Origin of the sequence: Pasteuria penetrans, from assembly GCF_900538055.1 — a bacterium.
GTDB classification, from domain to species: domain Bacteria; phylum Bacillota; class Bacilli; order Thermoactinomycetales; family Thermoactinomycetaceae; genus Pasteuria; species Pasteuria penetrans.
Genome location: NZ_UZAC03000001.1, coordinates 87,041 through 112,642, shown reverse-complemented (window position 1 = coordinate 112,642; position 25,602 = coordinate 87,041). Strand labels below are relative to the sequence as shown.

Sequence of the window (25,602 nt, the reverse complement as noted above, 5' to 3'; positions counted from 1 at the left end):
AAAGTTGGGTCAGCCCATAGTGGCGATGGAACCCTTGAATGGGGGCGGGGTGAAGGGGCTTTCTCTTGACGAGGACAGTAAAACGACAACTTCAGTGGGAAAATCCATCTGTGGGGATCACTGGAACCTCAGAGTACGATCCTCATAATCGAGACCTAAAACAGTCTAAAGATTAGGATGGGATGAGGAGATGATCCGTATCATGGGGGACCATTAGGAACGTTTTTGTGAGCGGGGTGGTTGAGATGCCAGTCCCCTACCATTTTGTATCATGGGGATGTTCCGGAGAGGGTCCAGATTACGATTCACCCTCACCATGAAGGAATAGGGTTCGCTGTCCTCCGACTAACGGTGGGGCTTTGCGACCAAAACGCAACCGAAAGCAACGGGAAAAAGCCATACGAAGGGCGGATGGGGATTGATCCTGCTCCGTACCCCCGCAGGGTAGATGTTGAAATGGAGGACGGGGACTATGGTATGGCGGACTTCCAACCCAGGGTTGAACCCACACACGTCAGCTTCCCTCATGACTACGAAACAAATGACAAAAATTACATGAAAAAATAATGGAGGTTAGGTTCTTCCTATCCTCTACCTCTCGAAATTTGGAGATCCCTAGGCAGAACCAAGGGAGGTATGTTACGATGGGGGCGCTGTAGGTAGAATCGGTTATGACGGCATTGGAGGGGTAGGTGGGGGATGATCCAATGATCGAAATGCACGGGGTATGGAAGATTTACGGTAATGGGGTCGAGGCCCTACGTGATGTCGACGTTTGTATTCAGCAAGGGGAGTTTGTTTATGTGGTGGGTCCCAGTGGTGCGGGGAAGAGCTCCTTCGTTAAACTGATGTACCGGGAGGAGAAACCAACACACGGCGTGGTTCTCATCAATGGCGTCAACATCAAGCGTGTGCGGAACTGGAAGATTCCCCATATCCGTCGCCAAATAGGAATTGTATTTCAGGATTTCAAATTGTTGCCCGCGATGACAGTACGCGAGAATGTAGCTTTTGCCATGGAGGTAATTGAGGCGCCCCGTAGCCAAATCAAAGACAGGGTTGAGGAGGTATTATCTCTGGTAGGTTTGCAGGATCGGATGGATGAAAGACCTCCCCAGCTCTCCGGGGGGGAACAACAAAGGGTTGCCGTAGCGCGTGCGATTGTAAATCAGCCTAGTTTCATCATTGCTGATGAACCAACAGGCAACCTGGATGCTGAGAATACGTGGGATATCATGTATTTGTTCGAAGAGATCAATAAACGTGGGACAACCATCGTCATGGTGACGCACAACAGAGAGATTGTCAACCTGTTGCGTCAACGGGTCTTAGCGATGGAGGGCGGCGTAATCGTTCGCGACGAGCCAGGGGGAGAGTACGGTTATGACGATTGAGGGCTTTCGGCGTCATATGCGCGAGGCTGTGAGGGGAATCAAGAGTAACGCGTGGATGAGTTTTGCGGCTGTTAGTGCGGTTTCCATTACCCTCTTTACATTTGGAATCTTTTTTCTTATTGCCCGTAATTTGACTCATATTCTTGAACAGGTTCGGGAACAATTCACGGTTAAAGTCGAGCTCCGACCAGGAGTTTCTCCCGAGGATCGGGAAACTCTACAGGGGATGTTGAGCCAGCGTCCTGATGTGGGTAGGGTTACCTTCGAGTCACGGGAGATGGCGCTTAAAAAGACGATTTCAGCCCTTTCTTCTCAGGGGGAGAGGATTTCTTACTTAGACGATTTTAATCCTATGTATGATACCTTTCTCGTTCAGCCGTCTGATCCTCACAATATTTCTGGGTTGACACAATCCTTGCGGGACAATGCCCAGATAGAGCCATGGGTCAATGATGTGGCGGGTGTGAACGGAGGAGGGGTTATTGAAAATATTGATGAAACATCGAGGTATGTTTCCGTTGGTATTCTAGTTTTCTTTTTTGTCCTTGCCTTGTTGACGTGTGTTCTCATTTCCAATACCATTCGTTTAACTATTATGGCCCGCCGGAGAGAGATTGAAATCCAACGTCTCGTAGGGGCTAGCAATGGGTTCATTCGTTGGCCCTTTCTTCTGGAGGGTGCCATCTTGGGGTGCACAGGGGCCATTTTCCCCTCCACGATCGTGTTGGGGCTTTATTCCGCGTTGCTATGGTTGTCACAATCGTTGGCTCTTTTTTTTCAATGGGTTCCGGTAATGGAAATTGCTCCCTACCTTGTTGGCGTCCTCTTTGGGATAGGGGTTTTTGTTGGTATTCTGGGGAGTATGCTTTCTGTCCATCGTTTTTTGAGGATCTGATCCTTGGGTTCGTGATTATGGTTGGTGATCTGGTTCCGTTCAGATGATGGATGATGGTATGGTGGCAGTTATTATCCCTTGTGGGATGGATCGTATAGGAGGCTATGGTGTGTTTCTTGTGTAGGATGGTCCAATCTTTCCCCCCAGATAGATTTCCCCCAATCTGTTGACATGGTCTTGGAGGCTGAGATAGGTAGGGGATGAGTACAATAGGGTGGTAACAAGTGGAGGTGCGCCCTTTGTGGTCCCCCGGTTGTTGTTTGTCCCCCGTACGTTTTTTTCTTTCTCAGCTAGTTTCTGTGTTTCGTAACGAATTTTATTTTTTATTGTTGATTTTTTTTATGAACGTAAACGAATATATTTTTGGGTTTCCTGTTCTACATGATGGTCTGCACAGGGTCAGGGATTGATTTCGGGGAGGACGATGATCGGTTATGAGGTGGCTGAAAGGTTGGATCATGGCGGTCTCGTTTGTTAGTGCTAGTTGGGTAGTTGTGGGAGAATGTCGTGGTTTTTTCGGAGGAACGGAGCTGGACCCCGAGAGCGCTAAGCTTTTATTGGACATTGAGCAGGCCCGGAAGAGGGTAGTAGATACTAGTTTGTTGGTAGATGATCAAGGGCAACGTTTGGTTGAGATCGAAGAGGGGATTCTTAGAGTAACTCGTAGAATGGAGTTAGCCCATGGGGGTTTGGTGAAGATCATTGAATTCTGGCATAGGGGAAAGCCTGATGTGTTGCGTTCCTTGTTTTCTTCTTTGAGGGGGTTTTTATCACGGTGGATTGCGGTATCAGATTTAGTGGGGGACTATGAACGTCGCCTCGTTTCCTATGAGGGATTTAGGCATCAGTTGGAAGACTATCGGTCCCAGCAGGCCGAGGAATTGCGTGTCCAGGAACAGAGAAAACAAGAGGCTGACGAGGCCTATAATGAATTGACGCAATTGTTGGGGCCTAATGAGAGGAAATTGGAGATGATTCGCAGGGATCACATGGATATACCAGAAAATCATCCGGATAGGGATCAAAAAATAGAAGAGTACAAAGGGGAGAATTGGGATGGGAGGTTTTGTGCACCTGTAGTGGGAGCTCGTCTTTCCTCTGGTTTCGGTACGCGTGGTGGTGAGTTTCATCGTGGTGTGGACTTAGCTGCCCCCATGGGGACACCGATTTATGCGGCGGCGGCTGGGAAGGTTGTTGAATCGAGACCGAGTCAGGGGTATGGGCACCTCATCGTAATCGATCACGGCGGAGGTTGGACCACTCGCTATGCCCATATGTATCCCCAATACAATTTGGTGAGGGTGGGGGATCGTGTGGGTAGGAATGCAATGATTGCGAAGGTAGGTAGTAGCGGCGGATCTACGGGTCCGCATTTGCATTGGGAAGTGTATCGGCACGGTCAACCTGTCAATCCTGGAAATTTGAATCCTCTTCCTTGCTAGTAAAGTAATTCACTTGGGTTTCCGGAATGGAGGATATTGTGGGGGAGATAGGGATGGTTTGGGGGGGGTAATAGGGAAGTTAAAGTAGGTAGGGGTGTGTTTGTGATCGATGATAGAGGGGAACACAGTGGATTGAGTACCGGGTTACGGAGGATGGGGTTCGTGGGGATTACTCTGCTTCTTTGTGCGTGGACGGGGAGTATTATGCCCCCCTTCAGCGGCGATCGGTTTGTGAATGCGATTTCCCCACATGCATCTGCAGATGAGGATTTATCGACTTGCCGTGCAGCAGCGGAAAAGGGGCAAAGGGAACTGAACGAATTGCAAAATAGTCCGGAGTATCGGGCCTTGCTCAATGGGTTGGATGTGATGAGCGCACGGTTCGAGGATTCGAAGTACCGGATGGGTAATTTGCTGCGTGCTATGCATATGAAGGGATATTCAGAATTGTTGGCAAGTTTGTTTTCATCGGACAGTATCCCACAGTTTCTCCGCAGGGTACAGGCAGTACAGGGTTTTTTGGATGCACAAAAGAAAATATTACTTGTTGATGAGAAAAATTTCAGAAATCTTTTGAAACAAGTAAAGGCCTGGAGGGATATGCTGGATTCCAATCAGGAAAAGGTGGAAATTGTGAATCAAGCATGTGCCGTTCTGAAAAGGGGGGTCCTCTCCCAGCAACAGAGGGAAAGGATGGAGGATGAGGGTTTACTTGATCAGTTGTTGGATGATGTTCCTGAACCTGAAACAGGGATTACTCTGAAGGGATGGAAGGAGGGCAAGGCACGGTTTGGTTTTAAGTCCTTCACGATCAGACCTTCCCAGGGGCGCATTTCTTCTGCCTTTGGTTATCGGATGCATCCTATCAAAAAGAAGATGGCTCTTCATAGGGGGATTGATTTCTCTGGTCGTCTCCCCATCTATGCACCGGGCCCCGGTTTGGTGGTCGGTGCTCGGTCGGCGGTGGGATATGGTGTCCTTATAACGATTTATCATGGAAGATGGAAAGGGAGGAACATTTTTTCCCGTTATGGGCATTGTTTTCCCAAGGATGTACGCGTGCGTATTGGGCAGAGGGTTCAAACGGGTGATTTGATTGCCTATAGTGGTAACAATGGGGATAGTGCGGGTACGCACCTTCATTTCGAGGTATGTAAGAGTAAGGATGTTTGTTCCCGCTCGGATTTAGTTGATCCAGCTCTTTACTTACCCCCGGATTGATGGATGGTGTTTTGGCTCAAAGATTCGGTTGCTTTTTGCGTGTAGGATCCCAGTGTCTTTCATAGTTTCGTTCATCCTCAATTCATTTTTGCTGGGGATGAACCTGTATTTATTTTATTCGGTGCTGTGGTGGGTGGCAGAATACCCAAGAGGGTTTTTTGTTCCTATGATACGGATAGAAGGGTAGAGAATTTACCATGACTTTGCTACCATCGGCAAGAGGGTATAGGGATGGAAAATGGAGGGTGGCACCATGATGAGTGGGTCTGGATGGGGGGGAAGCATTCTCAGCGTACGTCGTTGGGTTCTTGTGGTTGTGTTGCTCCTATCGGTTATGGTAGGAGGGATTGGGACCCTACTGGGACAGGGTGTTTTTTTATACTATTTTGGCTGGAATTATTCTTTTATAAAATCTTTTAAGAGAACTTATGATTATTTATTGAATCATTCCCTATATAAAGTCGATGAAGGGGAACTTTGGAAGGGTGCATTGTCGGGAATGGTTGCAGCCACGAAGGATCCCTACGCGGTCTATTTGGATGCCAGGAAGTCAAAGAATCTCATGGATACATTTGAGGGTCGGATTGTGGGGATTGGTGTGGAAATGGTTTGCGGAGCGCCAAGTCAGAAAATGATCATTCGTAGGGTTCTACCGAATTCGCCCGCGCAACGGGCGGGGTTGCGTTTGGGGGACGAGGTTGTGTACGTGAATGATCAACCTATGGGGAGTGGGGATTGTGCGAGTGTTTTTTCTTCCATTTTGGGGGAGGAGGGTACAAAAATACGCCTAGGGGTTAGACGTTTGGGTGTTCCGGATATCGTCTCTTTGGATTTGGTACGGCAGCGGATATCTAGGGGAGGTTTTCGGTGGAAAAGGGAATCGGACGGTGTGGCGATTCTAACCCTACGCGATTTTTCCAATGATTCTGTACGGAGGTTCGTACAGGTGTTGCAGGCCTTGCGCTTACAGGGTGTCTGGGGTATCGTTATGGATGTGCGTGGTAACACCGGTGGATCCCTGTCAGAAGCAATAAAATTATCGGATGCTTTTGTGAGTGAGGGTCGTATAATTACAAAGATTGAGCACCCATCAGGGCAACGGGAGGTTATTACATCAAGGAATTCGGAGTCATTCGGCGGTTCTTGTGTTGTTTTGACAGATGAATATACGGCCAGTTCGGCAGAGATTGTGGCATCTGCATTGCATGACTCGGTAGGTTGTCGCTTAGTCGGAAAACCTAGCTATGGAAAAAATCAAATTTTACGCATTCTTCCCTTGCCTATACCGGGTAGTCATCTCTTGGTTAGTGTAGCTCGCTGGTTGACGCCGGAGGGAAAGCGCTTACAGCCTGGTGATTCGCTTGTCATGGATGAAGTTGTGGAGTCTCATCCCTTGCGTAGGTTGGGTTTCCCCTATTGTAGTCAGCAGTCTCGGCCGGGTGGGGAGGGTGTTGAGGTTAAGCAGTTGCAACAGATATTGGCGAGTCTTGGTTTCCCACCGGGTCGGGTGGATGGTTTTTGGGATAGGGCTACTACAGAGGCACTGCGTTCCTTCCAAAAACGGCAGGGGGATCTAAGGCCCACCGGTGCTTGTGATGATCCCACCATAGGCCGGTTACAACATGTGGTTGTCGCTGCGGATGATGATTCGGACCAAGATCCCCAATTGCAGGCAGCGTTGCGTTTCCTACGTTCTCGAGATCGATCGTAAGGTTTTTATTCATAATTCGTTATTGTTTTTGTGTGTTTTTTATAAGAAACAAAGGGGTTAGTGTACGTGTTTGTTGTTTTCTCATTCTCCATTTTGGAACCCCATCTGTTTTCCGTTCACAGAACTAAATTTATATTCCCCCCAAGGTGATCCTGGTTCCATTGGGATTGTGTCGCAAATTTTGAATTTACGTAACGTTGTATTCCCGGGGATTGTCCACTGGATCGGAGGAGGGTGTTTGGTTTCGGTTTACCTGTGCTTGGCTCTGGGCCGATTTCCCGCGTTTCGTTTTCGTCCTTTTAGTCGTTGGACAGCAACAGATGTTTGCTTCAGGAATGGACAAGTGGGATTGGTAGGATCCTACGATGTTGTGATGAGGAATACCACCGGTTTTCTTTCTGTGAGATCCGGTGTTGCAGTGTTGGACCCTCTCCAAACAGGGATTAGAGGTGAGCGAAGGTATGGATAAGGATCTTTTTCAGTTGGTGGCACCCTTCGGCCCCTGTGGGGATCAACCCAGGGCCATAGAGGAGCTTGTTGCGGGGGTGAAGGGAGGAAACCGTTATCAAACCCTGCTTGGTGCAACAGGTACAGGGAAAACTTTTACTATGGCTGCAACGGTTGCAAAGCTGAATAGGCCTACGTTGATCATTGCTCATAACAAGACACTGGCGGCGCAGCTGTGCGGTGAATTGAGGGCCTTTTTTCCTCATAATGCCGTAGAATATTTCGTTAGTTATTATGATTATTATCAGCCAGAGGCATATGTGCCTGCTACAGATACTTATATAGAAAAAGATTCTGCTATAAATGATGAAATCGATAAAATGAGACACTCAGCAACGAGTTCCCTTTTGGAGAGGAGAGATGTAATTGTAGTTTCTAGTGTTTCATGTATATATAATCTAGGTTCCCCCGATGCTTACAAGGATCACCTATTGAGTTTACGCGTGGGTATGGAGCGGGATCGAAGTTGTGTTTTGCGTCGTTTGATCAGTATGCAATACAGTCGTAATGAGATTGAATTCATGAGGGGATCCTTCCGTGTGAGGGGGGATGTGTTGGAGATTTTCCCTGTGGGTCGGAGTGAACACGCTGTTCGTGTAGAGTTTTTTGGTGATGTGATCGAGAGAATAAGGGAAATTGATATCACAACGGGGGAGGTTACGGCCGAACGCGATCATGTAGCTGTCTTTCCCGCTTCCCACTACGTAACCGGGGAGGATAGCCTGCGTGCTGCTACGATAACGATTCGTGAGGAGCTGCGAGAGCGTTTACGTATTTTGAGGGATCAGGAGCTTTTGGTGGAGGCACAGCGTTTGCAGGAGAGAACTTCCTATGATCTTGAAATGCTTATGCAGATGGGTTTTTGTAAGGGAATAGAGAACTACTCACGACACCTCGTGGGGTTTACGCCGGGCACGCCCCCGTACACTTTGTTGGATTATTTCCCGAACGATTATCTTGTTTTTATTGATGAATCCCATGTGACTGTGCCGCAAATCCGTGGGATGTTCCACGGTGATCAGATGCGCAAGGAAGTATTGGTGAAATATGGATTTCGTCTTCCCTCTGCCAAGGACAATAGGCCACTCAATTTTGATGAGTTTGAGGAGAGGTTCTCGCAGGTCATTTTTGTTTCGGCGACTCCAGGGTCCTATGAATTGGAAAAGTCACCGACGGTAGTGGAGCAGATCATTCGACCCACGGGTTTGTTGGATCCCTTGGTACATATCCAGCCCTCTGAGGGGCAAATGGATCATCTCCTGGCTGAAATTCGACGACGGGTGGGGAAGAAGGAGCGGGTCCTTGTGGCTACGCTGACCAAGCGTATGGCAGAGGATTTGACAGATTATTTTAAGGCGGCGGGTGTTATGGTCCGGTATATGCATGCTGATGTTAAAACCATTGATCGTATGCATATTCTAAGGGATTTACGCCTAGGCGTGTTCGATGTCCTTGTGGGTATCAACTTGCTTCGGGAGGGGTTGGATCTACCGGAGGTTTCCTTGGTGGCTATTCTTGATGCAGATCGGGAGGGTTTTTTGCGTACGGATAGAACCCTGATTCAGATGATCGGGCGGGCGGCTCGGAATGAGAATGGTGAAGTCATTCTGTATGCTGATAAGATTACATCTGCCATGAGAATTGCCATGGAGGAAACGCAACGGCGACGGGTCATACAAAATGAATACAACGTAAAACACAAAATTACACCCAAAACGGTTGAGAAGGCAGTGCCCCCCGTAGTGGAAGCAGCTAAGGCCCTGAGTGGCGCGAATCGTTTTACTAAGCGAACTCTGTTGAGTGCGGGGGAGAAGAAGGAGCAAATCGCTTCCCTGGAGAGGGAGATGCAAGAGGCTTCCAGGAAGCATGCCTTTGAGCGAGCTGCGGAACTTCGGGACTGTATTTTGGAGCTCAAGGCAGAGGGGAGTCAGTGATGCATAAATGGATTACTGTGCGCGGGGCTCGTGTTCATAATCTCAAAAATGTAACGGTAGCGTTTCCGCGTGGTCAATTGATTGTGGTAACGGGTCTCAGTGGCTCGGGAAAGTCCTCGTTGGCATTTGATACCTTGTATGCTGAGGGGCAGCGTCGCTATGTGGAATCCCTCTCCGCCTATGCGAGGCAGTTTCTGGGGCAGATGGATAAGCCTGATGTGGATAGTATTGAGGGCCTGTCCCCTTCTATTTCGATTGATCAGAAAACGACAACCCGTAACCCCCGTTCGACGGTGGGCACGGTGACTGAAATTTACGATCATTTACGGTTGTTGTTTGCCAGGGTGGGGGACCCCCATTGTCCGGAACATGCCCTTTTGATCACCGCGCAAACGGTTCAACAAATTGTGGATCGTGTGATGGCTCTACCCGTGGGATCACGGTCGTTGATTATGGCGCCTGTGGTAAGGAGTAAACGAGGAGGCCATAGGAAGCTTTTAGAGAGGGTTTTCAAGGAGGGTTTTGTGAGAGCCCGGGTTGACGGTGAAATTTATGAATTGGACAAGGTACCCGTCCTAGATAAGCAGCAACAACATACCATTGAGGTGATTGTGGATCGGGTTATTGTGAAGCCAGGGCTTCGTGATCGGATTACGGATTCCCTGGAAACGGCCCTTCGCCTGGCGGATGGGGAGGCTTTGGTGAGCGTATTGGATGGGGATACGCTCCACTTTAGTCAAAATTTTTCCTGCCCTATCTGTGGTTTTAGCTTAGGGGAGTTGAGTCCGCGGATTTTCTCCTTCAATAGTCCCATAGGTGCTTGTGAGCGCTGTGATGGTTTGGGTACCGAGGAGAACATCGACCCTGCCTTGGTTTTTGTGGAAAATCAACCCTTGACATCGGGGGGGATAAGGGGTTGGCCGGAAAAAGGGGTTGATGCGGAACGTTTGGCCCATTTTCTCTATGGGGTACTGAATATTGATTTCGATTATGCTGAGGATTTGGGGGAGAAACAGAGGGACTGGCTTTTGTATGGTTATCCTTTGCCTATGGATATAGAGAAACTCAATTTGCCGTCTTATAAGGATGTTGTTGTTCCGAAATCATACAAGGAAGGGGATCGTTTTGAGGGCGTTATTCACTACCTGGAGCAACGATATCGCGGTACGAAGTCACAACGGGTCCGCGAACAGATCAAGGCTTGTTTTGTGGAACGTGCCTGCCATGCATGTGAGGGTGCTCGATTGCGCAAGTCCTCTCTGGCGGTTAAGGTGGGTGGAAAGTCCATTCATGAGCTGGTACGTATGCCCTTATCTGATATCTATGCCTTCCTATCCGAATTGAAGTTACCTGCTCAGCATGAGGTGGTGGCTGGGGTAATTTGTAGGGAGTTAGAAACCCGCCTACGTTTCCTCCTTCGTGTGGGTTTGGATTATCTGACGCTTCACCGTTCTGCGGCTACTCTTTCGGGGGGGGAGGCACAGAGAATTCGTCTGGCTACCCAGGTGGGTTCCGGCCTAACAGGTGTTCTCTATGTTCTCGATGAACCTAGCATTGGTTTGCATCCGCGGGATAATGATCGTTTGTTAGGCACGTTACAAACGATGAAGGATCGTGGTAATACCCTGGTGGTTGTGGAACACGATGAGGATACTATGCGTAGGGCGGATTATTTGATTGATATAGGCCCTGGTGCAGGTCAATCAGGTGGGGAAGTTGTGGCCTTTGGATCCCCCAAAGAGGTTATGGCGAATAAGGATTCCTTGACAGGTGCTTATCTCTCCGGTCGTCGTTTTATTATGTTGCCGCAACATAGGCGTGTACCGAAGGACTGGTTGACCATTATGGGGGCTTGTGTACACAATCTCAAGGATATCGATGTTAGTTTTCCTTTGCGTGTTTTGACCTGTGTTACGGGGGTCTCAGGTTCAGGAAAGAGTACGTTGGTCAATCGGGTGCTTAGTCCCATCATGAATTATCACCTAAAAAAGGATCCTTATGGGGTTGGGTTCCCGAATTCGGAGAGGGTTACAAAGGGCACTTGTAAGGGAATCAGCGGATGGGAAGGTTTGAAGCGCTTGGTACGAATCGACCAAAATCCGATCGGTCGCACGCCGCGCAGTAACTTGGCTACCTATACAGGTATTTTTGATGACATTCGTACCTTGTTTGCGGAAACGCCTGATGCAAAGGTGCGCGGTTATCGAGCCTCGCGTTTTAGTTTCAATTTGGAGGGGGGACGGTGCGAGGTTTGTAAAGGGGATGGGATTCGCAAGATTGAGATGCACTTTTTGCCTGATGTGTATGTTACTTGTACGGAATGTGGGGGTAGTCGATACAATAAGGATACTCTTTCCGTTTGTTATCGTGGGAAGAGGATCTCGGACGTATTGGAAATGACAGTGGGTGAGGCCCTGACCTTTTTTGAAAACCATACCAAAATACGCGGTAGGATAGAGGCCTTGGCGGATGTGGGGTTGTCGTACATTAAGATAGGACAATCTGCTACTACTTTGTCAGGGGGCGAGGCGCAACGTTTGAAATTAGCGAGTGAATTGTTTCGTCGCACACAACAGGATGCCACTCTGTATGTGTTGGATGAACCGACGACGGGTTTGCATGATGAAGACGTGGCTCGTTTGATCTCTGTTTTGCATGAATTGGTTAAGTTAGGTGGGACAGTAGTTGTCATTGAGCATAATATGGATGTGATCAAGACGTCGGACTATATCATTGACCTAGGCCCGGAGGGTGGGGCACGAGGTGGGCAGTTGATTGCCAAAGGGACGCCTGAAGAGGTTATTACAGTGAGAAATTCCCATACAGGTAGATTTCTGAAACCCATTGTAGAGCAGACGCGGAAGCAGATGGAGGGGGGGCATAGGTTGGTTCCTAATGCCTCACGTTTTGTGGGAAGGGTTTCCTCCCCCGATGCTGTGGTGGCGGGACCTCTTCCCACAGGAAGATAGGATGGATCCGGGGAGCACCGTCGTTTGTTCTTTTATTTCCCTCTGGGGGGACCTACAGAGGAGAGGTATTCCTGGGAATCCTTGTTCGTTCTGGGGTGGAGTATTCTATTTCCGTTGGGAGGGGAGGGGATTCCCTCTCCTCCCCGGTTTTCTATATCCCATGCTTATTTCATCGAACGGGGTCTTTTCTATAGGGAGCTAGGGGGAGTCGTAGGGTAGACCATTGTGCAATCCGAAGTAAAGAGATGATCGTTGTTGGGTTGGATCCGATGGGTCTCTAACAAAGCGCACAATCTAGGGTAAGGGGAGGATCGTACGTTGGATCGGATGGGCTCAAATCCTATGGGACCCTGGGGGCCGTATAATGCGGGATGTGTGGTTTTTGTGAGAGGGTTGGATGAAGTGATCCCTACCCGATGATTGGAAGTGGCGAGTGGGAGGTAGGGTGGTTGTGTGTTTTCATTGGATAGGGGGAGGGAAGGGTTTTTCTGAGGGGTATTTTGTTTCCCCGTGATGGGAAGACATCGTTTCCATGGTCCTATTTCGCTTCCATACGTAATGGGGGCTTTGTCTCGAGGTTTTCCATAGAGGATCCTACCCCTTCCTGTTTTTCTGTGATTTAAACCGATAGGTTTAAAAATACGTTATGTATTTCGCCTATATCGGAACACTTTTTTATTTATTTTTTATGAGGGGCTGATCCTTAAAATTATGGAATTCTGTGTGGGGGGATTCATTTGTGTGTTTCTTCACCTTATTGATTCTGAATAGTGGGTAAATAGGGGGGAGGAGGGTTATTCGTGGCTAGGAATCCAGGCGTTAGGGTATCCTTGTTTCCATCTCATTCTGATGTTCAAGTGGCGGCGGAGCCACAGTTGGCTAGAATCTCTTTTATAATTAATTTTATAAGAATTACTCTTTGTAGTATAGAATTTAATTTGAGAATTTGAATGCGGGATGGATGGGGAAGGCAGATTTTGTTCGTGTGGGTAAACACTGTAATGTTTCCTGCTTCCTCAACGATTTCATAATCTGGCAGAGAAGGGATCCTTATTTTTGGAATGATAATGGAATTAGAGGAGCACCTCTGCGATTCATAGGTTTACCGATTGTTTATTTTATTTTTATATTTATTTTTTATGTATTATAATTAATCAAAAATAAAGTTATAGGAATAAAAATATTCTTTTATTTTATATCGGGTTTGGGTACTCCCTATGTTCCATGATCCACGGATGTGAAGGTCCTATATTTTTTTACAATGGGTAGGAGTGGTCCCCGTTCCGCTTCCTGTGATATGGAGGAAATTCCCCCCTTACGGGTACATAATGTGTGATAGGGTAGGGGATATTCCTAGGTGCGATGTTCTCAGGGATAGCTGACCGCATAGGCGGGGACTTATTTTTTTTCATTTTCCTCCTGTCTTTTCCCCTAATCGACTGATTTCCAACTCTTTACTGCCTAGAAGCCTTTTTATATCATCAATTCCTCCCTGTAGGGACCGAAGGGATGGCAAATCCACCGGTCCTTGGACGGAGAAAATGAAACAGCCGGCACGCCCTCTCTGTCCTCCCTTACTGTACGGACAGCACCGGTCACACTGTTTAGATATCTGGGGCTCTATGTTGTCCATTTTTGACTTGTTCAACCGCCTCTTGTTTGAATTCCAATGAGAATTTTTTTCGAGTCGTTTATCATGGTTACCTTTCATGGGAAAGTACCTTTACTGTACCGATCGGGGTTCACTAGGGGGTCAATAGCTGTTGTACTGTCTTCGTCAGGATGAGTCAGTTTCCCTTGCTTCGCCCTTAGTACAATTCATCAATTACTATAGGCGTTGCTCCGATCTTGTGCACGGGGCCAAGGTTCTCCTTGGCCTCTTTATCCATGTCTGGCGGTGAGCCGGGAAGGTTTTTTTCGTACGGATGTTTTCCGGGTTCCGTACCAGAGCCTACATGGGGTCCATCATCCTGCCTATATACCATATGCCATCGCGATTGTCCATAGGTTGTCGTCCTCCTCTCTGTTTATCCCGATGTGGTAGTGTACCGACATGGTTTTTTTGGCGTGGACTATGACTCCTGATGCGTTATCAATGGTTCGCTCCCGCTCTGATTTCCCCGATTCCCACCAGACGGGGTAAAGCCCCGTTTTTTCCTGTCTACTCACTACCAAGGTTTTTTACTCCAGCAGTACTAGACAGTTCAAAACCTGCTACTCATCATCTGGTTTTGGAGAGCCAAACAACCCTCATCCCTTATAGGATTTTTCAACACACATGCACGCGATCGGACGCAGTTCGAAATGGGAACCGGCCCCCATATTACCCCTTGATTTTGGATGTTCAAAGAACAACTGATGGTAGTAAAATTTTACTTACTATATTTTAAGAAAAAGGTAATAATCTACTATAACTCGTTGTGCTGACAGCATTTATATGGATTGTTTGTACTATTTTACAATCATTGAAAAATTTAAATAATAAGTTTTTTAATTTATTAAAATATGGAAAATTTTATATTAAGTTTGATATTATTCTGTACAGTAATACCGATTCTATTAAACTTGTTGTGGACCCCACCCTGTTATTGCACATTCTCTTTATCGAAAATTTATAAAAAATATTATTTATAAACTTTATAAAAACATTGTTGACAAACTTCTAGAACTTATGTAAATATGGGGATGCATCGCTGCTGTGGATGGAGTTGTTGCATCGTTATTGCATAGGGTCAACGATCTGGCCATATCACTTATGATATAAAAAAGGAGGCTTACTTCTAGAAAATATCAAAAAAGAGGATGTCCCTAAAACTGTTTTGGGGATTGGTACCCCTTGTTTTGGTAACAACCACCTTTTGCATCTGATGTTGAGGTTGCACCTATTCCTGGCATTGCAGAATCATCGACAGGGACGGTGAAGAAGGACGAGGGAGCTTTCCCGGAGGTTGGGCCACACGGGGAGGTAGAGCCATCGGAAACCGTAGTTTCGACATCCCCAGATGAAGGTGAATGAGCAGTGAAACCACGGGATCAACGATTTGTAAAGCCACTACCCGACGATTGCAGTATTGATATCGGAGTATCGAGTACCAATGGCAGTATGGCTGTCGAGTAGACCCGGCATTTCAGCCGAGTCTCTCACAGAACCGGACATGATACTCTCGCATCATCCGGCTCTTCTCATCTCATCCCAATCTTCAGACCCTTTAGGTCCTACTTCGATTATGAGGATGTTGCTCCGAGGTTCCAGTGACCTCCTCTAGTGGATCTCCCACTAAAGTTGTCGTTTGATCTCCTTCCGCGGATCCCCCACTAAAGTTCTCATCTAACTGTCCTTCGCAGGATGAGTCAGCCTCTTCGCTTCACTTCCATTACAGAAGCTTCCTCACTACTATGAGCTGATCCGACTTCGTGTACGGAACCTCGATTAGCCCTCAGTCTTTCCATCTGGCGACAGCCAGACGCCGTACGACGATCTCTCAAGTTCCGATCAAGAGCCTAAATCGGGTGTTCATCCCGCCCCTATACACCGCATGCCACCGGGGCAGAAGATAGGTCATCCTCCACGGTTCATTCCGACGTTAGCACTCCACCTCGGTTTTGACATGGACTACGCTTTTCGATGCGTCTTCGAACGGTTCGCTTTCGCTGATCTCCCCGATTCCCACCTGACAGGGTCATTGCCCTGCCTTTTCCTAGATCGCTCACAACCAGGGCATTTGACCCCAGCAGCACTAGGCGGCGGTTTGTAACCTGCTACCTACCAGCCGGTTACGAAGGGCCGAGCAACCTTCATCTCTTGAACGACTTCTTGACACACGGTGCCGTAGCTGGTGGTTCTCCGGGGGCACACTCACAGGATTGTATGGGGGTTTCACTGCGTCTGGTGTACGGTACGATGCATAATGAAACACACTTGAAGGTTAAGAATTTGTCTAATGGCAGCTATACGGATGGGTGCGCTCCCTCGGGGGAACCTCCTAATTTCTCTGGGCTTAGGGTTGAAAGTTTTCAGCAGGTTCGGCTGAAATGCTGGGTCTCCCCCGTCTCCTTGATTGTACTTTTTTCATAATAACAATGAATGTATGTATATTATACTCCTACATATTATTTCAAAATCGAAGAATAAATATAAAAAAATATATTTTTATAGTAATTTATAGCAATATTTATGGAGACGTATGATAGGAGAGGTTTGCATTTTTCCTAGTTTCCAAAAACTTATCCACAATGTTTTTGGAAATTAGGAAGCATCATTCATGCGGGATTGTGGTAGATGGGATGGAACAATGCATTCTGCTATGGTTGGTAACTCAGCAGCAGTAGTAAACATAACATTTCAATACAAGAAGAGGGGTTGACTATTTTTTATGAAGATGAAGATATCCAAAAAATTGTTCTGTGGACTAGCACCACTTTTTCTAGCAACCATTGTTTTTACATCGGGTCTGGGGGTTGAGGCTGCGCCTGTGTCTCATGCCATGGGGTCAACTACAGGGACGGCATCCGTGTCCCCCAACGGTGTGGACTTGGAAGGGGCAGTACCCACATTGTCGGATGAGGGTGGGTCAGGAATGGAGCTGCAGAGGAGCAAACGTGCTTGGAATGAAGATTGTGGTAGAAATATAATAGTCGGGGCGGCTGTGGGAGGTCTTTTTGGGTTACTTACTGGTCCCGTCACACCTCTTGTCGTACCGATTGGAATGCTCGGTGGCGCAACATCATCAGTAATTTCAACGTGTATGGACTAACAAATAAATCCTTCCGTAAAACAAAACAGGTATCCGGCTAGTGGAGAGGGAGTACGGTATTTGTGTTAGCTTTTCAATGCTATCTATTTTAGGAAACGTGTTTCCTGAATTATAGGGGGATTTATCGTTTCTTTCTCCCCTGGGGGTCAGAAACCCTCTTCAGGGGGAGTTTTTCGTTCCCACCTTGAAACCCCCAGGGTTATTTTTCATAGTCATCCATGGGTAGCTAGGAGTCTGGAACTATCATTTCCCACAATTTATGTTCTTGAGGGGGGCGAAAAATGGCATTTTTTTGGTGTGCTTGTCGTGCGATCAGGCGTCAACCTAGGGCCTATATGGGTCTACTGTGGAGTGAGGCTGCCGCACTGTCCATAGTTTTTTCTTATGCTACCTTGTTTTTTCACCCTCAGTTGCGGGTCGTCAAGGAGGGAGCAGAATCTATATTCAACTTCATATTTCTTGTTCCTGTAGCTTCTGTTTTTGTGCCTATCTATTATTCCCTGGTTACACTCTATAGAACCCGACAGAAGCAACTCGGTGTTTTTCTCCTTCTAGGTATGAATCCCCGTTATTTGTGGATTATGCTACTATTAGAAACTGTGATCGTAGGTTGTGGCGCTGTGGTTTTAGGTACACTAGTCGGTGGAATGCTAAGTCCAGGTTTGCTATTTTTCGCAGAGCAGGCTCTGGGGTTAGTAGAGCTCCCCTTTTACTTTTCATGGAAAGCCCTGGTATCCTCTGTAGCTGTTTCCTTTCTGCTCCTGGTATTGGCTTCCGTGCTCACACCCCTCCTTATACAACGTAAGAGGGTGATCCAGTTGCTTCAAAGTGAGAGGAGATTAGATAGTCTACCTAAGCCCCCGATCATAAATCTTTTGTATTCTGTGGCGGCTGTTTTTTCCCTTGGATCCCTAGTTTTCATCGGTTTTTTCCTACCCGCAGCCGTAATTTTTGATTGGGGTGTGTATGCTTACTATGCTATTGTTGCGCTCAGTGCATTGGGTGTTTACTCCTCTTATCGCCAAGGCAGCTTGGTTCTGTTCCGTCTTTGTCGGTGGAACAAAAATTTCTCCTGGAAAGGCACACGTTTACTATGGCTAGGGAATATGGCTCATCGTTTTCATGATAATGCACGATTTTTCTATAATTTGTCTATTCTTATAACGGGTGTTTTATTTTTTTCAATTATTTCCATTGCTCTCATACAATCACCCATAGGGGAAATAGTAAAAAACATAAAGGGAAGCAGTCAAAAAATTGGACCCGCACTGGTTTATCGTTTGGGGAAAGAGGGGGAAACCAATCCAGACGAGGAGGGAAGTTTGGAATCCATCAACCAGCAACTTTTAAACAATGGATTGGTTCGCGTGGATTCTCACCCTCTAATGATAGGAGATCTTGTAGAGAGTAAGAGTGAATACCTTTCCATACGGGATGAACAACGGTGGGCTTTGCAGGAAAATATCCAAGCTGAACTGACAAGGTATACGAGGGGATGGTTTCTCTCCCTCAAAGACTACAATGAGATGTTGAAAGCATTGGGAAAAACCGCCCTAACCCTTGATCCTAATGAAGCTGCGGTATTGTGTGAAAAGGAAAACTGTTCCGATGAGGAAATCCCCCTCAATCCTATCCCTGAGCAATTTGGCGTTAGGAAGGTACACTATTTGAGCCCGAGGGGGTTACTGGTTCCTCTCCAGAAGACACAGTATGCCCCCCAATGGATTTTAGGAAATCAAGTGTATGCGAGGGCTTTGCAATACCCCAATATGCAAAAGTTTTGGGATGTCAATTACTTGCTACCCCGCAATGAAATGAACCCTCGTATCTTCAAGGCACTGGTTGAGGCGGGATCGGTAGATCCAAAAAATCAGATCTGGGATCGAATCATGGCGGGTCGTGAGGTCCCCCCCTCCTTCATCTACAGTGAGATGGCCGATACTCATCAGATCACAGTATTTTTGATCTTCTATTTCTTTTCGCTTTTTCTCACTTGTCCTATTTCGCTCATCGGTATCATGAACATGTTGTTCCTTCGCATTTGTGATGATGTAGAGAACCAGCGGCGGCAATTTCAAAATCTACTACGAATTGGTGTTCCGATGCATCACCTGCAGAGATCCACTGGGATACAGGTGGCCCTACTTTTCTTCATCCCTGTGTTTGTATCTGGCGTGTTGGCCATTTATTGGGTCCATTGCGTGGCTAGAGTTTTAAGGAACCAGCTACCTGCCCAAATGGGGTTGGGGGATGCGTTGTTCTCTTCCACAGGATGGACTTTTCTCTTATTCCTAGTCCTTCAAGTTGCAGTGTTTGGGCCTACATGCTCATGGGTATTGCGCGCAATGAAAAAAGGATAGAGGTGGCTTCTAGCCAAAACCTTCGTTCGGAACATCGGATGGCTCTTGCTTGATTCTGGATTTCAAGGACTGGGTAGGGGCCTATCTTTTCTCTCATAACTAGTTTGTTTCTTCCGTTCATTGTTATACAGGTCCATGCCAGCAAGGATGCAGGGTCACAGAAGTGTCCTCAGCGAGGTTCTCCAATTCCTAGAGACTCATTCGGATTTTAAGTTGAGTATATGGGTTGGGTGTTTCCGCGGAAAATGATATCAAACTCATTATAATATTTAGGAAAAATTAAACAATATTTTATTAAAATTTTCACATTATTAATGAGTATAAAAAACAGTTTATGTAAACATGTATGGCATGAATAATTTGTAGTTGGCACTGCCTGGGAGAGTACATAGAGAAAATGGATTACCATCGATTGTTTTTTGTTGGACCCTCACAAAAATCAAGGGGGGTAGGGATCGTTGGTTTCTATTTTGCCTTTCTTGTGCATACCAAATCAATCGACATAGAGTTTAATTTTATTTCTTATGTAATTATTGAGACTTTTCCTTCCCCTCCCTGGTCCTTTTTTAGAGACGATGGACAACCTGGGGTCCATGATCGGCCGATTTCTTTGCCCATCCCTGCTTGTGCCACACTTATCCTACCGCGTCCCTCCCTCTTCCTTGGCGACCTGAAAACGATTCTTTATAAGGGGAGCAAACCCCTTCCACGCCCGCATCATGATTACCCTCTTCTTTGTAACCTTTGGTGCCTCTTTTGGTCCCGGTGTTTTACCGTTGAGTAGGACTCATCCGTGGGTACGCAGGATTTCTCTCCTTTCTCCAGGGGTGTTTCCTCTTCCTTGGCAAATTTACCTCCCTTGCAGGTCTTCTCATGGAAGTGGGCTATCCTTTTGCCTTTTGTTTGCCCTTGTTCCCAGGTTGGTATATGGGTGGGTCAGAGGTTCTTGTCACCCAGGGTGCCGATTGATTCCTCCATCCTCCTTCCTATCCGAATGAAGTGCCCCTTGGGTATTTACCGCGGGTGATCCTACTCAATTCCTTTTCCTCATCACGGGTTTCGACAAGGTTACCCCATATACCCTTGTCTTTCCAGGGTCTCCCACAATACACCGTTTGTTCGGAAGGAAACGAGCTCCTTCCTTAGGGAGGGTTGGTTCATAACGGAAATAGGGATATCGGCCAAAACAATGGGAAATTGGCGTTCCATAACTGTGGAATCAGGAAGAGAATAAGGGTTTTTATGGGTATCCAAGGTGCTCTTTCTATAGCCATTTCTGATGATTTTGCAGCGTTCCTCGTTGTTTCTCTGATAGCTTTTTCATCCCCGATATTCCTTTCCTTCCTAGCTAGCCAACCACGTCCAAGGCCTTTTCCATACCGGAATTTTCCCTATTTTTTATCGTCGTACAGGACTAGATACCCGGCAACGGGCTGCCGGGTTGATGCCCCTAATTTTTGTAACTGTCGGTAAACGCTTCAGGGGATCGTTCTCCATTTTTTTCCTGCCCATAGGAGCTGGTGGAATGGTACAGGGATCGTGGAGTATGAGTCTGTATCCTTCCCTATTTCATAAAATTTTTTATTTTTACGGAATAGTATAACAGAAGGATGAGCGAAATAAAGACAGGAATTTGTTGCCATTTTTGACAAATCGAGATAGGGTCGCTATAGTTAGTGAACATATAAAGGGGGGGAACGTAGGATCAGGGCCCAAGTGTACGTTTTCTATTTTAATAGAATAAAAATATTACATTATGAGTCCATAAAGGAACCTTCAAAGATAGGAAGGGAATTCTACTGAAAAACTTTGTTCAGGAACTCATACCCCCAATGAGATGCTGCCCCTGCAACGCAAAGTAAGATAGGATCGTTTGGTTCTGCACAAGATGAACGGTAGGGTTACTTTGCCATGGTGGGATTTAAGATAGGGATCCGTTGACTCAACCTCTTTAGAAAATCTCCGATAGGGATGGCGCCCATCCTCTCAGCGGGTGTCGAGTCCAAAGTGTGGGGAATGCGGACCAACTATCTTGGCACACTCTCTTTTTATCTAAGATTTTATTTAAACATGCATGTCCATATTAACAATCGGGATCATTTTCTCTTTAAGGGGGAGGATTTGGAATATCATGGATCATATTGACAAAGAAAGATCAGTTCGATCCTTTCTTTTTAAGAATTATACCTTTTTTTCTTGCTCCCTATGTGTGGTATTGTCGTTTTCATTCCCTTGTGTTTCATTAGGAGAGACGTCCAATTCTGGAGGACAGGGAGGCTCATCCCCGTCGGTGGATCCCTCAGTGGGAGGAAAGAGGGGTGGTGGGGTGAATGGAAGGGTTGTGCACCCTGTTGAGGGGGGACAACCTACGCCGCCCACATCAGAGGGGGAAAATCGGAACCAGGATGGTTTTTTTCCGGGGATGAGGGATGGAGGATCACCGCTCGTTCCCTTGGGGGGACCGTTGGACTCTGGTGGGGAACAGGGTTTATCTTCATTGGGTCTCCCAGAGGGGGGAAGGGAGGATGGGGCCAATGATGCGTACTCTAGAAGAGAACCATCCGCGTCAGAAAAGGAAAATCAGAACCAGGGTGGTCTTTCCCCGGGGATAGGGGATGAGGGCTTATTGTCCCAGGAACCAGAGAATCGGGGTAGTTTTCCATCGGGGGTCGAGGGTGAAAGAGTACCGCCTGTCTCCTTGAGGGGACCGTTGAACCTTGGTGAGGGACAGGTCCTATCCCCGTTGGGTTCCCCAGGGATAGGAAAGGATGTTGGGACAGGTGGGGGGACTGTGCTTTCTGAAGGGGAACTATCTGCTTTAGAAAGGAAAAATAGGAACCAGGGTGGTTTTCCACCAGGGATAGGGGGGGGTAAGGATTCATCATCCCAGGAACCAGAGAAAGAAAAAGGGGGGTTTGTCGGGGGGGTATTTGCCAAAGTGGTTTCGCCCGGATCGGGGTATGAAAACCCAATACGAACCGGCCCATCGGTAGTGGGAAATGATATGGACCGATGGTTGTCCGATGGGAATAGTGGGTCAAGTACAGAATTTTTGGGGGGAATACGGGGGTATAATCCTAGTGGGAAGGGGGAAGCCGTGGATCGAACGTTTCCGGATCGGAATCGGGTGAAGAGAGCTGCCCCCGTCTTGGTGGGGTTAGCTTCCAAAGCATGGACAGCTTCTGTAGCTACTTATATAGGGGTTACATCGGCCGCAGATCTTATGGACATGAGGGACCAGCTGATTGGGTCGTTGGATAAGACTGAGGATACTGATAAGAGATTTTCAAATATTGACAGGGAGATCAGGTATGCGAGGACTTTGGTGGAGATCCAGAAGGAAATAATTGGGAGGAGAATACATGATTTTGGGGAGTTTCATTGGAAGGTGTCCGCTGACAGGCATCAATTGTGGAAATATGAGGCTGTTTTAGATGATAGTATAAAATTTAAAATAGAGTATCCCAATTCTTCCTTTATAAGGGAGCTTACGGGGGATAAAAGTTCCGCTTTTTGGAGTAAGATCAATGGGACGATGGGGATCCTTATGAGGAAAAATAAGGAGCTTATGAGGGAGGGCAGTGCACGATATGATGAGGCGTTTGAGCATCTCTTTCAATGGGAATGGCGATCGGACGATCTGGTGCGCAGGACGAAGGGACTGATAAGGGAGGCCGAAGAGGAGGTAGAGAGAGCGGAGGAAGGTGCGTATCCATGGAGTCCAAGATATGTGGGAATAGGGCAGTTGGATGGTGCCAGAAAAAAGTTGGAGAGAGTGTGGGGGTTGTCGAAGCTTGCATCCAAATTCCAGTGGGAGATACAGAGGTCTCTGCAAAACCTCAACCATCCCCTTATGAGGTGGCACTTGGAGAAAGAGGATCTTATGGGTCTAAAGAAAATGTTGGTTACCAGGGGTAGGCGTTTGTGGTCTGAGATCATTCATCCGCATCGAGAAAGTGATGGGGATCGTGGTACGGAGGATTTTGATTCTTTTGAGAGGGAAGTGAGGGAGGATGAGGAACGGGTATGGAGACGGGGAGGGGGTGCTTTTGATGATCATGGGAGCGGGGAATGGAAGCGGTGGTTGGTAACTCAACCCCCATGGATGGCGAGGCGAGCACCACTGTTTGGAAATGGTGATTTTGAGTTTGATTGGGATAGAATGCGGACTTTCCAACTGCGGGATTGGTATGTATCCAGCGAGCGTCAGCTTATTGAGTGGCGATCGGAATGGATACGTATATATCAGAATAGTAGCTGGGTTGATATTCCTAAGGATCTTAGAGACAGTTTGGGAAACATGATGTGGAAAATACATGAGGGGTATGCGGGTGTAAAGGGTTTGGGGGGTCTGATGGCTGAGGATGAGAGAAGGAGGGTAGATGATCTCATCATGGAGTCCGAGAAGTTAAAGGCAAGGTTGATTGCTGCTGAGCCTAGATTGGTGCAGGCTGATGTACATGGGTATGACAATGATAGTAACAATGATACTTTGGGGGTACTATCATTACAACCTCCTCGTGGGGTATGGATGTAGGGGACGATTCAGTTGTTCTGTACGGAGTTTTAAAAAAAAGATCGCTATTTCGGAGGCATTCTTTTTTCAAATGAATTGTTGGTTGTTTGAATTCAGATGCTTCTGCACTTTTTTGGGTCTTCAGATCCTAATGGTTACGAGACCAGGGGAGATTTAGGGGTGGGGGTATATTGTTTTTTTCGATTGTAATCCCACCCCCGGTTCATTTTTGGGGGACTTTCTCTCCTAAAAAATTGTATTGTCGCAGTAAATTGTAAATATTAATATACATAATTGGATATAAAATTACAAAGTAATTCAAATATTATAACATTACTCCCCAATCATTATTCCCCAATCCCGTTTCTGACGCATCAGTAATTTTTCCGTGAATTCAATTTTTGGGGATTCTGATCTTCCTTAGCAGACCGGGGAAATCCTAAAAAAACTGGTTCTGTATCCAAGCCCGTACCACCCGGAAAAACTAGTGGGTCATTTACAACACGGTGGACTAAAAAAAGGGGGGGGTTGCTCCGACTACTCTGGGTATAGTATCCTTAGGATAGGTAATGTTACTATTGGAGATGGTATACTGGAAGTATGGGTTTAATTTTCAAGTGGAATCGAAACTAGATGATAGTTTGGATTACTAAGAACCATCGCAAAGTGGCCAACGTGACTACTCCATCTGTAGCATTACACGGGTTATGAGTCTTTATAACGTTATTTGGATGAAAAGTTTAGATTCGGGAGGGAGTATTCTACGTATGAAATTGTTTGGACGGAGTGGGAGAGCAGCAAAAGTTGTCACGTATTTGATGTTATCAGGTGCTGTTGTTACTTCATCTTTCGGGCAAGTGTCTGCGGATGTGGCCGAACCTGTGCGTGTTTTTAATCGAGAGGGGAAGGAACTGAAATATCACACATGCAATTGGATCTATGGTAAAGTACTCTGCGAGAGGCATCAGAATCCCGATTGGGCCTCAGGTGAAACAGATTGGGGGTTCCCAGATGAGGAGGACGGAGGCTGGGCTTTTAAGAAGAAGTACAGGGACCCGAACAAAAGAGTCTCCAAGAAGTACAGGAACCGACACGACTGGATTTTCGAGTAACGTATGGTTGTGGGTGCTACCGCAGAAAGAACCGTTTCGACAATTTCCTTCCAGAACTTCGTTCCCATAGATTGCTTCTCTCCTCGACGTCAAGTAGGGATGGCATCTCAGCCAACCCTCTCACAGAACCACACGTAATACTCTCGCATTATGCGGCTCTTATTGTCCCATCTTATATGGAGCATTATAGCAGAAGAGGGGCTAATGACCTAATTTTTGGTCATATCCCACTTTCCGCTGTAAGATTCAAGAGCGGGTAGTTTGTGGTCCCTAAGAATCCTCTATTTGTGCCCTTTCGATGGACAATTATTTTTATATTGTTAATAAATGTATAGAAATTTATGATTAAATCGGATTGTAAATAGCACAAAATGCTTTATAGGGGTGCTTTTTCACGGAATCGTGGTTAGATACTATTTTAATAATAATTTAATTTTAATCAGGGGATTCCCTTGGGAGGAATCCATAGGTCAGCAAAACATCCCTCCTACACGAAACGGGAATCTCAGTAGAACCTAAGCTCTCCTTTTCCCTGTTTTTGGTCCCTGTTTTTTGCCTTTAGTCCCTTGATCTTTTGTTTTGATTCCCTTGTGTTTTTGTTCTTTTCCCCCTGCCCCCTGGCCTAGGCCAGGGGGTTTTTGCGCCCCTACCCTTCTTCCTCCCCAACTCATCGCTGTTGTTTGTGTTGGCCCGGCCCATTGTGTAATGGCGCCTGGCTTCCCCATCGTGGGGGTTCCAGAATGGCGCCGCTGCATGGCTTTCCTTTATCTCTCCTTGTGTGGGGGAG

General features: G+C 46.8%; 17 protein-coding genes. 15 read left to right on the top strand and 2 right to left on the bottom strand.

Features of this window, described 5'->3' with window-relative positions:
• Positions 1–707: 707 nt before the first annotated feature.
• From ftsE to uvrA, 8 genes are all read left to right on the top strand, one after another.
• Complete coding sequence (gene ftsE, locus PPRES148_RS00470; protein ID WP_149454161.1) at positions 708–1,394, top strand: cell division ATP-binding protein FtsE; 687 nt, start codon at positions 708–710, stop codon at positions 1,392–1,394.
• Complete coding sequence (gene ftsX, locus PPRES148_RS00465; RefSeq protein WP_149452731.1) at positions 1,384–2,289, top strand: permease-like cell division protein FtsX; 906 nt, start codon at positions 1,384–1,386, stop codon at positions 2,287–2,289. Before ftsE ends, ftsX begins: the two co-directional genes overlap by 11 nt.
• A 434-nt stretch (positions 2,290–2,723) precedes the next feature.
• Complete coding sequence (locus PPRES148_RS00460) at positions 2,724–3,731, top strand: M23 family metallopeptidase (protein ID WP_149452730.1); 1,008 nt, start codon at positions 2,724–2,726, stop codon at positions 3,729–3,731.
• Positions 3,732–3,833: 102 nt separating this feature from the next.
• Positions 3,834–4,952, top strand: a complete 1,119-nt coding sequence (locus tag PPRES148_RS00455; RefSeq protein WP_149452729.1) for a peptidoglycan DD-metalloendopeptidase family protein — start codon at positions 3,834–3,836, stop codon at positions 4,950–4,952.
• Between the two features lie 253 nt (positions 4,953–5,205).
• Positions 5,206–6,663 carry a S41 family peptidase gene (locus PPRES148_RS00450; RefSeq protein WP_187820275.1) on the top strand — a complete coding sequence of 486 codons (1,458 nt, stop codon included), beginning with the start codon at positions 5,206–5,208 and terminating at the stop codon, positions 6,661–6,663.
• 238 nt (positions 6,664–6,901) lie between these two features.
• Positions 6,902–7,132, top strand: a complete 231-nt coding sequence (locus PPRES148_RS00445; RefSeq protein ID WP_223127886.1) for a hypothetical protein — start codon at positions 6,902–6,904, stop codon at positions 7,130–7,132.
• Positions 7,125–9,104, top strand: coding sequence for an excinuclease ABC subunit UvrB (gene uvrB / locus PPRES148_RS00440; protein ID WP_149452726.1), 1,980 nt, complete (start codon positions 7,125–7,127; stop codon positions 9,102–9,104). The genes PPRES148_RS00445 and uvrB overlap by 8 nt, the downstream gene beginning before the upstream one ends.
• The gene (gene uvrA, locus PPRES148_RS00435) at positions 9,104–12,073 is read left to right on the top strand and encodes an excinuclease ABC subunit UvrA (protein ID WP_149452725.1); all 2,970 of its coding nucleotides are present in this window, start codon (positions 9,104–9,106) and stop codon (positions 12,071–12,073) included. The genes uvrB and uvrA overlap by 1 nt, the downstream gene beginning before the upstream one ends.
• A gap of 1,408 nt (positions 12,074–13,481) precedes the next feature.
• On the opposite strand, the gene PPRES148_RS00430 is transcribed toward uvrA, so the two are convergent.
• Positions 13,482–13,721: a hypothetical protein gene (locus PPRES148_RS00430; protein WP_187820273.1), complete on the bottom strand. Its 240-nt coding sequence runs from the start codon at positions 13,719–13,721 to the stop codon at positions 13,482–13,484.
• A gap of 115 nt (positions 13,722–13,836) precedes the next feature.
• On the opposite strand from PPRES148_RS00430, the gene PPRES148_RS10230 reads away from it, so the two are divergent.
• The 7 genes from PPRES148_RS10230 (at position 13,837) to PPRES148_RS00405 (ending at position 24,815) form a co-directional block, all read left to right on the top strand.
• The gene (locus tag PPRES148_RS10230; RefSeq protein ID WP_187820272.1) at positions 13,837–13,974 is read left to right on the top strand and encodes a hypothetical protein; all 138 of its coding nucleotides are present in this window, start codon (positions 13,837–13,839) and stop codon (positions 13,972–13,974) included.
• Positions 13,975–16,446: 2,472 nt separating this feature from the next.
• Complete coding sequence (locus tag PPRES148_RS00425; protein WP_149452723.1) at positions 16,447–16,827, top strand: hypothetical protein; 381 nt, start codon at positions 16,447–16,449, stop codon at positions 16,825–16,827.
• Positions 16,828–17,108: 281 nt separating this feature from the next.
• Positions 17,109–19,187 carry an FtsX-like permease family protein gene (locus PPRES148_RS00420; RefSeq protein ID WP_149452722.1) on the top strand — a complete coding sequence of 693 codons (2,079 nt, stop codon included), beginning with the start codon at positions 17,109–17,111 and terminating at the stop codon, positions 19,185–19,187.
• A 397-nt stretch (positions 19,188–19,584) separates the two neighbouring features.
• Entirely contained in the window at positions 19,585–19,971 is a 387-nt protein-coding gene (locus PPRES148_RS00415; RefSeq protein WP_149452721.1) for a hypothetical protein, read from the top strand.
• A gap of 57 nt (positions 19,972–20,028) precedes the next feature.
• Positions 20,029–20,214: a hypothetical protein gene (locus PPRES148_RS10220; RefSeq protein ID WP_187820269.1), complete on the top strand. Its 186-nt coding sequence runs from the start codon at positions 20,029–20,031 to the stop codon at positions 20,212–20,214.
• A gap of 1,104 nt (positions 20,215–21,318) precedes the next feature.
• On the top strand, positions 21,319–23,724 hold the full coding sequence (locus PPRES148_RS00410; protein WP_149452720.1) for a hypothetical protein: 2,406 nt from the start codon (positions 21,319–21,321) through the stop codon (positions 23,722–23,724).
• Positions 23,725–24,470: 746 nt separating this feature from the next.
• Positions 24,471–24,815, top strand: a complete 345-nt coding sequence (locus tag PPRES148_RS00405; protein ID WP_149452719.1) for a hypothetical protein — start codon at positions 24,471–24,473, stop codon at positions 24,813–24,815.
• Between the two features lie 515 nt (positions 24,816–25,330).
• On the opposite strand, the gene PPRES148_RS00400 is transcribed toward PPRES148_RS00405, so the two are convergent.
• Entirely contained in the window at positions 25,331–25,570 is a 240-nt protein-coding gene (locus PPRES148_RS00400) for a hypothetical protein (protein ID WP_149452718.1), read from the bottom strand.
• Between the last annotated feature and the right edge of the window lie 32 nt (positions 25,571–25,602).